This window comes from Luteibacter sp. Sphag1AF, from assembly GCF_014192715.1.
GTDB lineage: Bacteria > Pseudomonadota > Gammaproteobacteria > Xanthomonadales > Rhodanobacteraceae > Luteibacter.
In genome coordinates this window covers 231,859-244,803 of the sequence record NZ_JACHYH010000002.1, presented here as the reverse complement: position 1 = coordinate 244,803, position 12,945 = coordinate 231,859, and the positions used below count along the sequence as shown (strand labels likewise).

14 protein-coding genes, 1 tRNA gene and 1 pseudogene are annotated in these 12,945 nt (G+C 57.0%); 15 read left to right on the top strand and 1 reads right to left on the bottom strand.

The window, feature by feature from the left end; genetic code table 11:
- Window positions 1–186: 186 nt before the first annotated feature.
- From FHW69_RS08005 to FHW69_RS07990, 4 genes are all read left to right on the top strand, one after another.
- Window positions 187–260, top strand: a tRNA-Gly gene (locus tag FHW69_RS08005).
- Between the two features lie 81 nt (window positions 261–341).
- Entirely contained in the window at window positions 342–806 is a 465-nt protein-coding gene (locus FHW69_RS08000; protein ID WP_183422520.1) for a hypothetical protein, read from the top strand.
- A complete protein-coding gene (locus FHW69_RS07995; RefSeq protein ID WP_183422519.1) occupies window positions 806–1,630 on the top strand; it encodes a metallophosphoesterase in 825 nt (274 codons plus the stop codon). The genes FHW69_RS08000 and FHW69_RS07995 overlap by 1 nt, the downstream gene beginning before the upstream one ends.
- Window positions 1,631–1,645: 15 nt before the next feature.
- The gene (locus FHW69_RS07990) at window positions 1,646–2,080 is read left to right on the top strand and encodes a hypothetical protein (protein ID WP_183422518.1); all 435 of its coding nucleotides are present in this window, start codon (window positions 1,646–1,648) and stop codon (window positions 2,078–2,080) included.
- A gap of 618 nt (window positions 2,081–2,698) precedes the next feature.
- Here FHW69_RS07990 and FHW69_RS07980 read toward each other — a convergent pair.
- Window positions 2,699–2,869: a hypothetical protein gene (locus FHW69_RS07980; protein WP_183422819.1), complete on the bottom strand. Its 171-nt coding sequence runs from the start codon at window positions 2,867–2,869 to the stop codon at window positions 2,699–2,701.
- A 1,362-nt stretch (window positions 2,870–4,231) separates the two neighbouring features.
- On the opposite strand from FHW69_RS07980, the gene FHW69_RS07975 reads away from it, so the two are divergent.
- The 11 genes and pseudogenes from FHW69_RS07975 to FHW69_RS07920 all read left to right on the top strand — a co-directional run bounded on the left by FHW69_RS07975 (window position 4,232) and on the right by FHW69_RS07920 (window position 12,264).
- On the top strand, window positions 4,232–4,471 hold the full coding sequence (locus FHW69_RS07975) for a phage tail protein (RefSeq protein ID WP_183422517.1): 240 nt from the start codon (window positions 4,232–4,234) through the stop codon (window positions 4,469–4,471).
- Window positions 4,472–5,598: 1,127 nt separating this feature from the next.
- Window positions 5,599–6,252: a phage terminase large subunit gene (locus FHW69_RS18870; protein ID WP_343204001.1), complete on the top strand. Its 654-nt coding sequence runs from the start codon at window positions 5,599–5,601 to the stop codon at window positions 6,250–6,252.
- Between the two features lie 473 nt (window positions 6,253–6,725).
- On the top strand, window positions 6,726–7,001 hold the full coding sequence (locus FHW69_RS07965) for a hypothetical protein (RefSeq protein ID WP_183422516.1): 276 nt from the start codon (window positions 6,726–6,728) through the stop codon (window positions 6,999–7,001).
- 432 nt (window positions 7,002–7,433) lie between these two features.
- Window positions 7,434–8,843, top strand: a complete 1,410-nt coding sequence (locus FHW69_RS07960) for a hypothetical protein (RefSeq protein WP_183422515.1) — start codon at window positions 7,434–7,436, stop codon at window positions 8,841–8,843.
- 125 nt (window positions 8,844–8,968) lie between these two features.
- Window positions 8,969–9,271, top strand: a complete 303-nt coding sequence (locus FHW69_RS07955) for a hypothetical protein (protein WP_183422514.1) — start codon at window positions 8,969–8,971, stop codon at window positions 9,269–9,271.
- A 360-nt stretch (window positions 9,272–9,631) separates the two neighbouring features.
- Complete coding sequence (locus FHW69_RS07950; RefSeq protein ID WP_183422513.1) at window positions 9,632–9,892, top strand: hypothetical protein; 261 nt, start codon at window positions 9,632–9,634, stop codon at window positions 9,890–9,892.
- 33 nt (window positions 9,893–9,925) lie between these two features.
- A complete protein-coding gene (locus FHW69_RS07945) occupies window positions 9,926–10,495 on the top strand; it encodes a hypothetical protein (RefSeq protein ID WP_183422512.1) in 570 nt (189 codons plus the stop codon).
- Between the two features lie 62 nt (window positions 10,496–10,557).
- Window positions 10,558–11,448: pseudogene (locus tag FHW69_RS19015) on the top strand (DUF5309 domain-containing protein).
- A 47-nt stretch (window positions 11,449–11,495) separates the two neighbouring features.
- Window positions 11,496–11,699, top strand: a complete 204-nt coding sequence (locus FHW69_RS07930) for a hypothetical protein (RefSeq protein ID WP_183422510.1) — start codon at window positions 11,496–11,498, stop codon at window positions 11,697–11,699.
- Window positions 11,700–11,800: 101 nt separating this feature from the next.
- On the top strand, window positions 11,801–12,079 hold the full coding sequence (locus FHW69_RS07925) for a hypothetical protein (RefSeq protein ID WP_183422509.1): 279 nt from the start codon (window positions 11,801–11,803) through the stop codon (window positions 12,077–12,079).
- Window positions 12,079–12,264, top strand: coding sequence for a hypothetical protein (locus tag FHW69_RS07920; protein WP_183422508.1), 186 nt, complete (start codon window positions 12,079–12,081; stop codon window positions 12,262–12,264). The genes FHW69_RS07925 and FHW69_RS07920 overlap by 1 nt, the downstream gene beginning before the upstream one ends.
- Window positions 12,265–12,945 lie beyond the last annotated feature (681 nt).

Genomic DNA, 12,945 nt, shown 5'->3' with positions numbered 1-12,945 from the left:
GCGGCAATCTCCATAACGCCGCATAAATTATCCGTGGGCAGAAGAAATGCCCTCGCATACTCGGGCAAGCCTCTGCCAACACAGCGAATGCTAGGTGCTATGGCAACGCCAGAAGACGCCCGAGTTTACCGCCGCAATGGCGGGCCGCGCCTGGTGGGGCGCTCCGTATCCGGTAAGCGGAAACATGCGTACGTAGCTCAATGGTAGAGCCGCCGCCTTCCAAGCGAGAGATGCCCGTTCGATTCGGGTCGGACGCTCCACTTCTATGCCGGTTGAGGCGCACAGCCCGCCCTGCCCGAATCAGGGCACCGGCACCCTACACAAGCCTTTCGGGAGGCAGCATGATTCGCGGAACGATTGGACCGGTAGGTTCGGTGTTTGCTAGCTCAGCTATTAGCGATGGCGACGCCGGGAAGCAGCATCGTTCAGTCCGCCAGTTCGATACCGGCGCGACCAGGGACGAAGATGCGGGAAAAATCGACTTCGAGGGATTTTTGAGCCCGCTCACCATCCGAGCCTACGGCGAATACATGAATCGCCATCGCCAGCTTCCCGACGGCTCCCAGCGAGCATCGGACAACTGGCAGCTGGGGATTGGCCGCGAGGTCTATATGAAATCTCTCTGGCGGCACTTCTTCGCCGTTTGGGAGGAAAATCGGGGTATCGCGACGCCGGACGGCCTAGTCGAAAACCTTTGTGCGGTCCTGTTCAATGCGTCAGGGATGCTGCATGAGGTTCTGAAAGCCAAGGCGGACCATACGCCGAGCGCTGGCTACTCGTTCCCCCTGGCTGACAGGGAAGACTGATGAAGCCTCGACGCCATTTGATTGTCCCTGACACCCAGGTCAAGCCAGGCGCTCCGACTGACCACCTCGAATGGGTGGGCCGTGCGATTCAGGACTACAAGCCTGACGTGGTCATTCATTTGGGCGACCACTGGGACTTCGAGAGCCTGTCATCGTGGAGTTCGCCGGGCTCCATCGACCTTGAGGGCTTGCGGTATCAGGATGATCTCGATGCGGGCAATGAGGCCCTGATTCGTCTCCACGAGTCCATGGGCGGCTGGAAGGGGTATAAGGTAATTCTGCGTGGAAATCACGAGAACCGACTTGAGCGTGCCATCTCGTCCAGCCCCAAGTGGGCCGGAGCCGTAGGGTTTCATCAGTTCGTAGATCGAAAGCTCGGCTGGGATGTGATCGACTATGTACACGGGTCTCCGGGCGCACGAGTTATTGATGGCGTGACCTACGCCCATTACTTCGCCAACCCCAATACTGGCAAGCCGATCAGCGGAACGATCAGCAATCGCCTTGCCAAAATTGGCACAACGTTTGTGCAGGGTCATGTGCAGGGACTTCTCCAAGGGTCAGTGCAGTACGCCACGGGGCAGATGCGGCACGGCATCGTGGCCGGTAGCTGCTACCTGCATGACGAGCCGTACAAGGGCATGGCTAACTCGCACTGGAGGGGGATTGTCGTGCTGAACGAGGTTCGTGATGGGACATTCTGCGAAATGCCGCTGACGCTCGATTACCTGTGCCGGAAGTATGAGGGTCGCTCACTGGCCTCCTACTTGAAGCGAAAATACAAGAACGCCGAGCGTCGCTTCTCTCTCGCCAGAGTTGCGTGAGATGAGGGCACCTCGTTGACCACCATTGCTACTAAAGATGGGATTCTGGCAGCCGATTCGCAGGTAACGGGCAACTTCAAGTTCAGTACGAGTAACAAGATAAGAAAGGTATCCATCGGCCCGCATGCTGGATCGCTGTTCGGGGCGTGCGGACGATTGGACTTGCTTGATAGGGCATTCGCTCAGGTTGAGTCAGGCGATTTTTCGCCACTCTGCGCGAGTGATGATGACGACGGTGGCGTGTACATCATCGTCGGGCGTAGGCGCGTATTCTGCCTGGAGGCTGACCGCATGATCCCCTATGAGGTTTCGCGAACGTTTGCGGCAGGTTCGGGTCAGCAGTTCGCCATGGCTGCCATGATCTCCGGCAAGTCAGCGGCCGATGCCGTGCGCATTGCCGCCAAGCTCGACCCATTCACTGGTGGTCCCGTCCGGACCATTTCGTTATAACTAATCGAGGCCGCATATGCAGGCTGAACACATCGCCGATGCGGTCAAGTCAACTCCCATCGTGGGGTTCGTAGGAACTTCCTTGATGGGCTTCTAGTGGGATACTTTTTCCTACGTCGTGGCGAGCATGTACACGTGCTTCCTGATCGCGGAGAAGATCTACAAGTGGTATCAGGCCTGGCGAGTCGCGCATGCGCCCAAACCCTAAGATCATTGGTGGGTCACTTGCCGCAGTCGTCGCCGTTTCCATGGCCTTTATCAAGCCGTGGGAGGGTGTGCGTCATGTGGCGTATTCCGATGTTGTCGGGATTACCACGGCATGCACTGGACACACGGGGCCGGAGGTCATCCTCGGCAAGTATTACGACGAGTATCAGTGCGACGCATGGTTCAAGCGAGACATCACAATTGCCGCTTCTGGAGTAGCTTCATGTGTTAACAGGGCGCCCCTGACTGTTAACCAGGCGGCAGCTTTCACTTCTCTGACCTTCAATATCGGTGTGTAGGCTTTCTGCCGTTCCACCGCAGCTAAGTTGGCCAATGCGGGGGATCTCCCTGGCTCGTGCCAGGCGATCCTTCTTTGGGTGTACGCCAAGGGCCGCAAGATTCAGGGCCTCGTCAATCGTCGTAACGCTGAATATCGTTTGTGCGTGAAGGATTGAGCGCGAAAGGGAAAAAACGGCCCTGGGTGGCCATCACTATGACCGCCAGTCGGTCTGAGAAAGAAATATGAAAATCTGCGCAGCCCTGGCTTTCATGCTTGCTCTTGCTCTGGGGGCCTGCGCGCATGCTCCTCCTTCCGATGTGTTCGCACGATCCCACATGACGACCCTTCGGCTAGAGATGAATGGGGATGGCGTTTGCAGTGGTACGGCGGTAGGTCCACACGTGATTTTGTCCGCCACCCACTGTTTCGTCGGCCTTGTCAGTTTGACGATTAACGGCATACCGGCCCAAGTTGTACGAAGCGTTGATGACGGGAACGACCACACGCTCTTGGTTGTTACGACGACCTTCAGCCACTGGTCGCATATCGGCAGCTCACCGAAGCAGGGCGATGAGGTCTTCCTATGGGGGAACCCCGGTTTTTTGAACGATATGTTCCGACTGGGACGCGTTGCAGGTTTTGATAGTGACAATGGAAGGCTGGTCACTATCTATGACGTCAACGGATTCTTTGGCGATTCTGGGTCCGGGATCTTCGACGCTTAGGGTGACATTGTAGGTGTGACAAGTTTCTGCCTTAGCAAGGTGTACGAAGGCGTCCAATTTAAATTGATGGGATCACTGCCTATCGTCTTCACCGCTGAAGAGTATGAGTAGGTCGGATATGGCCATCATTCTCCTTAAAGTCCTGCCATGGGCGATTGGCATCGTCGTTGTCATGATGGTCATGGGGAGCCCCGGCGATGACTAACTACCAGGCGTCGATGGCAGCCGGACTTCTTAACGAGTGTTTAGCGGCCGAATACATACGGCAGAGCGGCAAGGTAACGCACAGTAGTGACTGCGCAACCAGTAGGTCTCCAGCACACATTCCGGGGCCTTGCGATTGCGATGCGGAGGACGGTAAGTGAATCGTTGGCTTTACGGCGTTGTCGGAGTGGTGGCCCTCTGGCTTTCTAGCCTCTTGTGGGTCCATCACAGGGCATCATCTGATGAGCGCCAGGCTCAGGAATAGAGGGCCGAAAAGGCCGCAAGCAAGCATCGGGGTAAGCGTCAACATGTGGATGATTAGGTTAACAACCTTCCTGTAGCGCCTACTGTGCCTGTGGCTTCCGCTCCTGATAATTCCGCTGCTCAGTAGCTGCGCGACGAGTGGTCACGCGACTGATGGGTGCGAGTGGGCAAGGCCCATCTATGTGTCCAAAGATGACGTGCTGACGGATGGGACAGCAAAGCAGATTCTTTCTCATGACCTGACTGGCAAGGACATTTGCGGTTGGTCCAATCAAAACCATAAAGGCATCAAATGACTGGCATCCCGACGTTTCTGAGCGGCACCGCAATCACTATCGTCAAGACGTTCAACGGCTTCGCTGTCGTATAGAGCCCTGCCGATCCAGCCCAGCAGTCCGTTTCCTTCGAGACTTGGGATGCGCTGGCCTATTACCTGGCCGCCAACTTTGCTCCATCGAACGCGACCGCATAATGAGTCTGATACAGCCGATGGGCACCACACAGATATCTCTCCTGGGCATGGTCATCATGTACGCGGGCACAGAGATTCCTGCGGACTGGGCCGTGTGCGATGGATCGGCTATGGATCGAGTGGCGTATGGCCCTCTCTTTGGCGTCATCGGCACGACTTATGGCCCTGGCGATGGCAGTAGTACGTTCAACCTCCCCGACTTCCGGGGGCGATCTCCTATGGGCGATGGCGTAGGCTAGACGGCCGAGGGCGGCACCACGGGAACGTCGCGAGTAGCAGGCTCAAAGCTTGGGGCGGAAACGCACACACTTACTGTTGCGCAGATGCCCTCGCACTCGCACAGCTACACGGCAACCACTGTCGCGACAGATGCCACCTTGAACCTCCTGGGCAGCAGCAATCGGGTTAGCGCACAGCCGACAGCCTCTACAGCGGCGGCAGGTTCCAGTGGGCCGCACAACAACATCCACCCTGTGCAGGTCACGAAGTTTCTTATCAGGGTCGTCGTATGAGTGGCGGCTCCGAGAGAATGAACCACGATGAAGTCTATTCCCAGCTGGTGAGTGCCAATAATGCAGGCGACTTTGCTGAGGTGACGCGCCTGAGTGTGGTCTTGCAGGCCCTATACGCCGAGCAAGCGAAATCTCTTAGGACGCTCGATGAGCCGTCCGATGACTAAGATTGCTGGGGTGCGCTTGGGCGCTGACACGGATTCTAAACCCGTTAATGACAGTTCGATTCTGTCCACCCCCGCCACTTTGGGTACAGCGCTGGGCCCTATCTACATCAACGCTGATACCGGCGAAGAGGTTACGGAAGACTGGTGGCCCGAGGTTGAGCCGAATCTCCGATCCAATCGGCTCAGTTCATGTTTCATGAACACGGCTAGATCCTGAACGGCGCACTTACCTGAACTGAGAACAACAGAGAACAATGGCTTTCGAGAAAGGACAATCGGGCAACCCAGGTGGCAGACCTAAGCTTCTTGCTGAGGTGTAGGACGCTGCCCGCGAGCACACGCTCGCTGCATTGGGCGTGCTTATCGGAATTGCCATGGACGACGGAAAGCCGCCAGCTGCGCGTGTGAAGGCGGCGGAGACGTTGCTTGACCGAGGTTGGGGCAAGCCCCGTCAGTCTGTTGAGGTTTCCGGCGATAGCGATAGTCCGTTGGCCCACATCCTGAGAATTGAACTGGTTCCCGGTGTCAACGATAAAGCTTGAGTTGCCGCCTAAACTCATCGACGTGTTTACGGGCGACGCAGACGTTCGTGGGGCTTACGGTGGGCGAGGTTCAGCCAAGACGCGCAGCTTCGCGAAGATGACGGCTGTGCGAGCCTACATGTGGGATTAGGCCGGTGACGAGGGGATCATTCTGTGCGGCCGTCAGTTCATGAACTCGCTGGACGATTCCTCCCTTGAGGAAATCAAGGCGGCTATTGAGTCAGAGGCGTGGCTCAGGCCGCATTTCGACATCGGCGAAAAGTATGTGCGCACGAAGTCGGGTCGCATTGCCTACAAGTTCACCGGCCTTGATCGCAATATCGACAGCATCAAGTCGAAGGCACGCATTAAGCTGGCATGGGTAGATGAGGCTGAGCCCGTCACCGAGACGGCGTGGGTCAAGTTGCTGCCAACGCTTCGCGAGGAAGACAGCGAGCTATGGGTGACGTGGAATCCCGAGCGCAAGAACAGCGCGACACATCTTAGGTTCCGTGAGGCAAAAGACCCGCGCGTGAAGGTCGTGGAGTGCAATTGGCGTGACAACCCGTGGTTCCCGGCGATCCTGGAGCGATTGAGGCAGAAGGACAAGACGGAGCGTCCTGATAGTTACGATCATGTTTGGGAGGGCGGATTCAAGACGGCGGTAGAGGGCGCTTACTTCGCCAAGGGCCTTGCAGATGCCAAGGATGACGGACGCATAGGGAGGCTGAGTGCCGACCAACTGATGACGCTCCGTGCTTACTGGGACATCGGCGGTACTGGGGCAAAGGCTGATGCGTGCGCTATCTGGATCGTGTAGTTCGTCGGCAAAGAGATTCGCGTCCTCGACTACTACGAGGCCGTTGGCCAGGAGCTGGCAACGCACATCGACTGGCTGAGGTCAAAAAAATATGACAAGGCACTGTGCGTACTTCCCCATGACGGAGCGACGCACGACAAGGTTTATCGGGTCAGCTACGAAAGCACGCTTAGGCAGGCCGGATTTCAGGTGAGGGTAGTGCCGAATATAGGTGCAGGTGCTGCCAATACCCGCGTTGAGACGGTCAGGCGCATTCTTCCCCAGTGCTGGTTCAATGCCGAAACGACGGAGGCCGGTCGTGATGCCCTTGGCTGGTATCACGAAAAGAAGGACGAGATTCGCGGTGTCGGACTCGGTCCTTGCCACGACTGGTCTAGCCACGGCTCGGATGCTTTCGGCCTGATGGCGGTTGACCATACATCGCACTCAACGACCAGCACGAAGAAACTCATTTACCCACGACTCGGGATAGCATGAAAAAGAAGATGACCGATACCGAGCTGTGCGCTCTGATCGAGACCGAGAGTGCAAACGGCATCGGTGCTAACGACCGTCTGTCTCGCGACCGAGCGGTGGCCATGTCGTTCTATATGGGGGAGGCAAAGGGTGACCTTGCGCCTCCCGATACGGACGGACGCAGTCGCGTCGTGTCTAAGGATGTGCAGGAGGTCGTGGAATGGATTCATCCAACCCTGATGCGGACGTTTGCTGGATCTGATGCGGTCATCAAGTTTGAGCCGACGTGTTAGGGCGATGAGGATCAGGTTAAGGCCGCTAGCGAGTACTGCTCCTACCTTTTTTGGCGTAAAAACCCTGGCTACTACACGCTTTCCGATGCCATTAAGTCCGCGCTGATATCTCGGCATGCGTTCGTTAAAGTCTATTGGGACGAGACACACGTTGACGAAGACGAAACCTATGAGGGTCTTTCTGAGGTTGACCTTGAGGCACTTCGTCAGGACCCAGAGATAGAGATTGTTGAGGTAGAAGAGGTTTCTGCAATCGGCATGCCGAATGTATCCGACCAGCCGCCCCAGCCGATGCTTCCGCCCGATGCTCTGGGTGGTGGCAACCCAGTGGCCATGCCGCTTCAGCCTCAGCAGGAGCGAGTTTTCAACATCAAGGCGAAGCGCGTAAAGGACTAGTCCAAGGTTGTTATCGAGGGCGTCCCGCCTGAGCGCATGCGTACTAGCAAGGAATCTCGACTGATCGAGGATCTCCGTTATATCGAGCATCGGGAAGAGAAGACCATTTCCGACCTGATTAGCTTGGGATATGACCGGAAAAAAGTTGAGCAGCTTTCCGATGATCTGAACAACATCACCGAAGAGCCCATAGAGCGAGGCGATTACGACGACAGTTGGGACACGATTCCGGCACCCGAGAAGAGTCAGCGCGTCGTTGACCTGCAAGATGTCTACATGCGCGTTGACTTCGATGGCGATGGGGTTGCCGAGTACCGTCATATCGTAAAGTCGGGCTCATACATCTTCGAGAACGAGGTGTGCGACGGCCATCCGTTTGCCATGTTCGACTGTCTGCTCATGCCGTACAAGCTGGTGGGCATAGGCATCTACGACCTTCTGGAAGATCTCCAGCGCATCAAAACGGCAGTGACGCGCCAGGTTCTCGATAACCTGTACATGGCGAACAACCCGCGAAAGCTGGTGAACGCCAACAGCAATACTGATCTTGACGCCCTGATCCATGCGCAGCCAAACGGGATTGTCCTGACGGATGACGTGCAGGGCAGCGTAAGCGAGCTTGTGACGCCGTTTGTGGGGCAGGCTGGCCTGTCCATGCTTGACTACTACTCGACGGTGCGCGATGGCCGTAGCGGCGTGTCTAGCTTCAACCAGGGGCTTACTGGTGGCGAGCTGTCGAAATCGGCCCTTGGCTCAGAAGGAGTGGAGTCGCTTCTCAATCAGGGCCAGCAGCGCATTGAGCTGATCGCGCGCAACCTTGCTGAGGGTGGTCTTAAGCGTGTGTGGTCGCTCATGCTGAAGTGCATCACCCAGCACATGAATCGACACGACCAGATCATGGTTGACGGTGAGTGGCTTGCCATCAACCCTCGTGCGTGGGCCACGAAGTACGACATGACCGTATCTGTGGGCATCGGCACGGCGAGCAAGAAAGAGCAGGTACAGAACCTGATGCTGATCGGGAATGCGGTGCAGCAGGCAGGCGGAGCAATCCCCGGTCTGGTCGCACCTGAGAATGTTTACAACCTACTCTCCAAACTCATTAAAGCGTCTGGCGAGCACAATCCCGATCAATACATCACGAACCCGCAGAACGCCCCGCCGCCGCCTCAGCAACCTGATCCGGGAATGGCCAAGGTGCAGGCCGAATCGCAGGCGAAGATGGCCGAGCTTCAGCAGAAGGGACAGCTACAGGCTCAGAAGCAGCAGGGTGATGTAGAGGTAGAGAGGATGCGCCAGGAATATCAGGCGCAGGAGACACAGGCGCGGACCCAGCTTGAAGCTGAGCGCAATCGCATGCAGGCGCAGAACGATCTGGCTCTTGCGCGAGAGAAGGCCAACCTTGAATACCAGCTCGCCATGGCAAAGGCTCAGATGGCGCAGTAGACGGCCATTGAGGTAGCCAGAATTAACGCGGAGGCGAAGATCCTGGCCGCTAAGGCCATGGGCGCAAAGGATGCCAGTACCGCCAGCGAGGATGCGGCCTACCAAGAATCACAGGAGCCCATTTGATGGACGACCAGATGGCAATGAAGCTCGGTTCGCGTGGCGACAGGGCCGACCAGCTGCTGAAAGACGAGTTGTACCAAGAGTGCTTTGATGCGGTGGAGGACAATCTCCGAAAGCGGTGGGAGGCCACATCCTATAAAGACAACGATGAGAGGGAGAACATATGGCGCATGCTAAAGGCGCTAGGCATGGTAAAGACGCAACTTCAGTCGGTCGCGCAGACGGGACAGGTGGCCAGACAGTTCCTCGTGCGGAAGGCTTCCCGGGCGATTGGGCTGAACTCTCAGAACGACTTACCTACTTGATAGATGAGGGGAACCGGCCCGTGCGGGCTTACGTTACTTTTGACCCGCACTCATCGAACTGGCCGCACATCTCCTGCGGGGTATAGGTAAAGAAGGGCTCCCATTTCGCCGTCCGACTGAGTGACGGGACATGGATCGGGGACGAGCACCCTTGGAGTTAACGCGTTTCAATAACGCCCACAACGGGCATCAATCAAACTGGAGTACCACATGAGTCAACCGGAAACGGAACTCTCGTCCACCGCAAGCGACGCGGCGAGCGGCCTTAGCCTTGATGAAGCATTCGCACGACTGAACGAGTAGCCGGATGAGCCCGAATAGGGCCAACCAGAAGGCCACGAGGACGACGCTGCGAAGACATTGGAGGATAAGTCGCAGGACGAAAGCGAGGGTGGCGACGAGGCGGAAACCGAACCTGATCCGGAGGAACAGCCCGAGGCTGATCCCGAAGCTGAGCCTGAAGAGCCTGTCTATCAGGTCAAGGTGCAGGGAAAGGTTCTGAATGTAACGCAGTCGGAACTGCTCGCGGGATACTCGCGGGAGGCGGATTACCGCCAGAAGACGGCAAGTCACGCACAAGAGAAAGCCCAGTTCCATGAGGCTGCTACCGCGAAGGCATAGGAGCTGTCATAGACGGCCAACCGATTGCATTCGATGGTCAACCTTTTGGCACAGGAACTCGTAGGGGACAAAGCCGAGTTGTCGCAGTTGCTGGAAACTGATCCGGTGGCTTATATCCAGGCAAGGGCTCGCTTCGATGAAAAGCAGGGTCGCTTGTTTGAGGCCTTCCGGGCGGCTGATGAATTTCAGAAGTCGCAAGTCACAGCAGCAAATCAGCCCCCTTCGCCTGAATTCGTGGCCGAGAAACAGGAACAGCTCCTGAATCTCATCCCGGAGTGGAGGGATCACAATAAGCAGGCGCAAGAGGCCGCTATGGTCGCGGGTGTTCTGCGTGGCGCGGGCTATCAGGACGACGAAATCAACGCCGTCTACGATCCTCGCGCGATTGTGGTGGCCCGCAAGGCCGCGCTTTTCGACCAACTACAGCAAGCCAAGGCCAAGAAAACGCAGGCTCCGGTTGCCCCGGTAAAGCCCGTTAAGGCTACGGCACAGTCTGGCGATGCACCTACTAACCAGTCAGCCAAGCAGGCATTTCAGAAGCTGAAGCGCACGGGCTCATTGGAGGACGCACTCGCCGCCCTCAATGCACGAGATAGGAATTAACTACCATGGCAGCACCGGCAACTACCTTTTAGTCCTACCAGGCGAAAGGCAATCGTGAAGACCTGAGCGACCTGATCGACAACATCAGCCCCGCCGAAACACCCTTCCTCTCTGGCCTCGCCAAGGAGACCGCCGAAAACACTTACACGGAATGGCAGACCGATGCGCTCCGTACGGCAGGTGCAAACGCACAGGTCGAAGGTGACGACGTATCTACCTTCGCGGCCGTCAACCCGACCGCACGTATCGGCAACTACACCCAGATCAGCCGAATTCAGTTCATCATCTCCAACACCCAGCAGGCTATCAAGTCGGCTGGCCGACCGAATGAGATCAACTACCAGAAGCTGAAGCAGGGCAAGGAACTCAAGAAGGACATTGAGTACGCGCTGCTCCAGAACACGACCTTTAACGCTGGCTCGGCCACGGTCGCGCGTCAGACGCGTGGCGTGCGTGGCTGGGTCGCCACTAACGTCTAGTTCGGCGCGGGCGGTGCTGCTCCGGTTCTGGCCACCAATACGGCTCCAGTGGCGGGTACGAATCGCACGTTTACCGAGGCGATGCTGAAGACGGCGATGCAGAATGCGTTTACGCAGGGCGGCTCGCCTGACACGCTGTTTGTTCGGCCTTCGGACAAGGTGCTTACCTCGGCATTCAATGGTGGCACGACGCGCTTTGAAGAGGCTGACAGTAACAAGATCCATGCCTCGTTCCAGGTGTACGTGTCGGAATTCGGTCCCATCAAGATCGTCCCCATTCGTACCGGCACCATCGGCAACTTCGCGTTCCTTGCGGATATGTCGCACTGGAAGCTGCGCCCCCTTAAGGGCCGCTGGATGCAGGATCTTGACCTCGGCCAGACGGGCGACGGCTACAAGTACGCGATGGTTTGTGAGTACGCGTTGCAGGCCTCGAATGAGGCGGCTTCGGCACTGGTCGCTGACCTGAGCTAATTCACCACAGGGAGGGGCCTTCGGGCCCCTCCCGACTTGGGGAAATCATGGAATTCATCACTAATACCTACGCTGTCACCAAGACGGGCAGCAATACGACGACGGGTGCAACATCGGTCAGCGGCTCGCTTCCTCTTGGGTCGGACGGACTTCCTCCTGACTACGTGTACGTCACGGCCACTCAGGCTGCGCACATTCGCTTCAGTGCTACGGCGGCACCTACCGCAGTTGCTACCGACTGGCTTCTGTAGCCCGCAGGCATCTATCGTTTCCGCACAATCAACATGCCGTACTTCGCCGTTATTCAGGATTCGGCGACGGGAACTGTCCACATTTCTCCCTTGGACGTCTGATGCGCACACAGGTTGTCCTTGACGATGACAAGATGACGGTTGCCTACACGGCCGACCTGACGTCCCTTGCCGACAAAGCCAAGGCGATGAGCAGTGCTGGTGACGTAGGGACCAAGGATATGAAGCTGGCTATGGAGGTTCACGACTTTCATGTCTATGCCTACATGAACAAGCGCGGCATCACCTACGACCAGTTCTGGCAAGATCCCCAGCACCTGAAAAACCTCCTGAACGATCCCGATAACGCTGACTTTCGCATCTGGAAGGGGCGCGTCTAATGATTAATGACTACAGCACGTTACAGGCGGCGGTGGCGGCTTGGCTTTCGCGTGCTGACTTGGCGGCTCGCATCCCTGACTTCATCCAGCTTGCTGAGGCAAGGATCTCAGCAGAGATTCGTGTCCGCCAGATGGATGCGGCCCTCTCTGGCGTGCTGGCAAACTATCAGGCCACGCTTCCATAGGATTTCGCGGAAGCACGGTCGCTGATAATTCAGATGGGTGGCGTTGAATTTTCACTTGAGCCGCAGTCGATTACAGAATCGTATAACCGAACCTTCGGAAGTGTGCCGCGCAATTTCCGTGTTGGGTCAACGGCCATACAGACATTCGGTGGTTAGGGCACAGAAGCCTACACACTGCACTACTTCGCAAAGATCCCATCTCTTTCGGATGCGACTCCCCAGAACTGGCTTATCCTCGCGCAACCACAGATCTACCTGTATGCAGCACTTCTTGAGGCAAGCGTCTATCTTCAGGATGATCCTCGTACGCCTGTATGGGGAACGGGATACAGCAATGCTGTGGCAGCCCTTGAGAAGGCAGATAGGATGGCTCGTCTTCGCAACGCCCGTATGCGTCCTGCAACGGCGGTGAACCCATGAGTTCAATCTAGCTCATTGGGTTTGGTCCGGACCTAGACCCATCAACGCCTGGCGTTTTGATGGACTGCGATAACATCATCCCTACCACGAAGGGATTTTCGTCCGGGAATAGCCTGGTGGATGCCGGGTTTAGTCCATTAGACAGCGCATGCAAGGGCGCTTATGTGGGAACCTTGCTCGACGGAACAAAACGGATTGTTGCGGGCACCCAGGCCAAGCTTTATGACATCGCCGGTGGTGCATGGGTGGATCGTAGTCGCT

Excerpts from the sequence above, each read along its gene's own strand:
- FHW69_RS07945 (WP_183422512.1), top strand. The coding sequence starts at position 9,926 with ATGGTCAACCTTTTGGCACAGGAACTCGTAGGGGACAAAGCCGAGTTG.
- FHW69_RS07960 (WP_183422515.1), top strand. The coding sequence starts at position 7,434 with ATGCGTACTAGCAAGGAATCTCGACTGATCGAGGATCTCCGTTATATC.
- FHW69_RS07920 (WP_183422508.1), top strand. The coding sequence starts at position 12,079 with ATGATTAATGACTACAGCACGTTACAGGCGGCGGTGGCGGCTTGGCTT.
- FHW69_RS08000 (WP_183422520.1), top strand. The coding sequence starts at position 342 with ATGATTCGCGGAACGATTGGACCGGTAGGTTCGGTGTTTGCTAGCTCA.
- FHW69_RS07995 (WP_183422519.1), top strand. The coding sequence starts at position 806 with ATGAAGCCTCGACGCCATTTGATTGTCCCTGACACCCAGGTCAAGCCA.
- FHW69_RS07930 (WP_183422510.1), top strand. The coding sequence starts at position 11,496 with ATGGAATTCATCACTAATACCTACGCTGTCACCAAGACGGGCAGCAAT.
- FHW69_RS07980 (WP_183422819.1), bottom strand. The coding sequence starts at position 2,869 with ATGCGCGCAGGCCCCCAGAGCAAGAGCAAGCATGAAAGCCAGGGCTGC.
- FHW69_RS07955 (WP_183422514.1), top strand. The coding sequence starts at position 8,969 with ATGGACGACCAGATGGCAATGAAGCTCGGTTCGCGTGGCGACAGGGCC.
- FHW69_RS07975 (WP_183422517.1), top strand. The coding sequence starts at position 4,232 with ATGAGTCTGATACAGCCGATGGGCACCACACAGATATCTCTCCTGGGC.
- FHW69_RS07965 (WP_183422516.1), top strand. The coding sequence starts at position 6,726 with ATGAAAAAGAAGATGACCGATACCGAGCTGTGCGCTCTGATCGAGACC.
- FHW69_RS07925 (WP_183422509.1), top strand. The coding sequence starts at position 11,801 with ATGCGCACACAGGTTGTCCTTGACGATGACAAGATGACGGTTGCCTAC.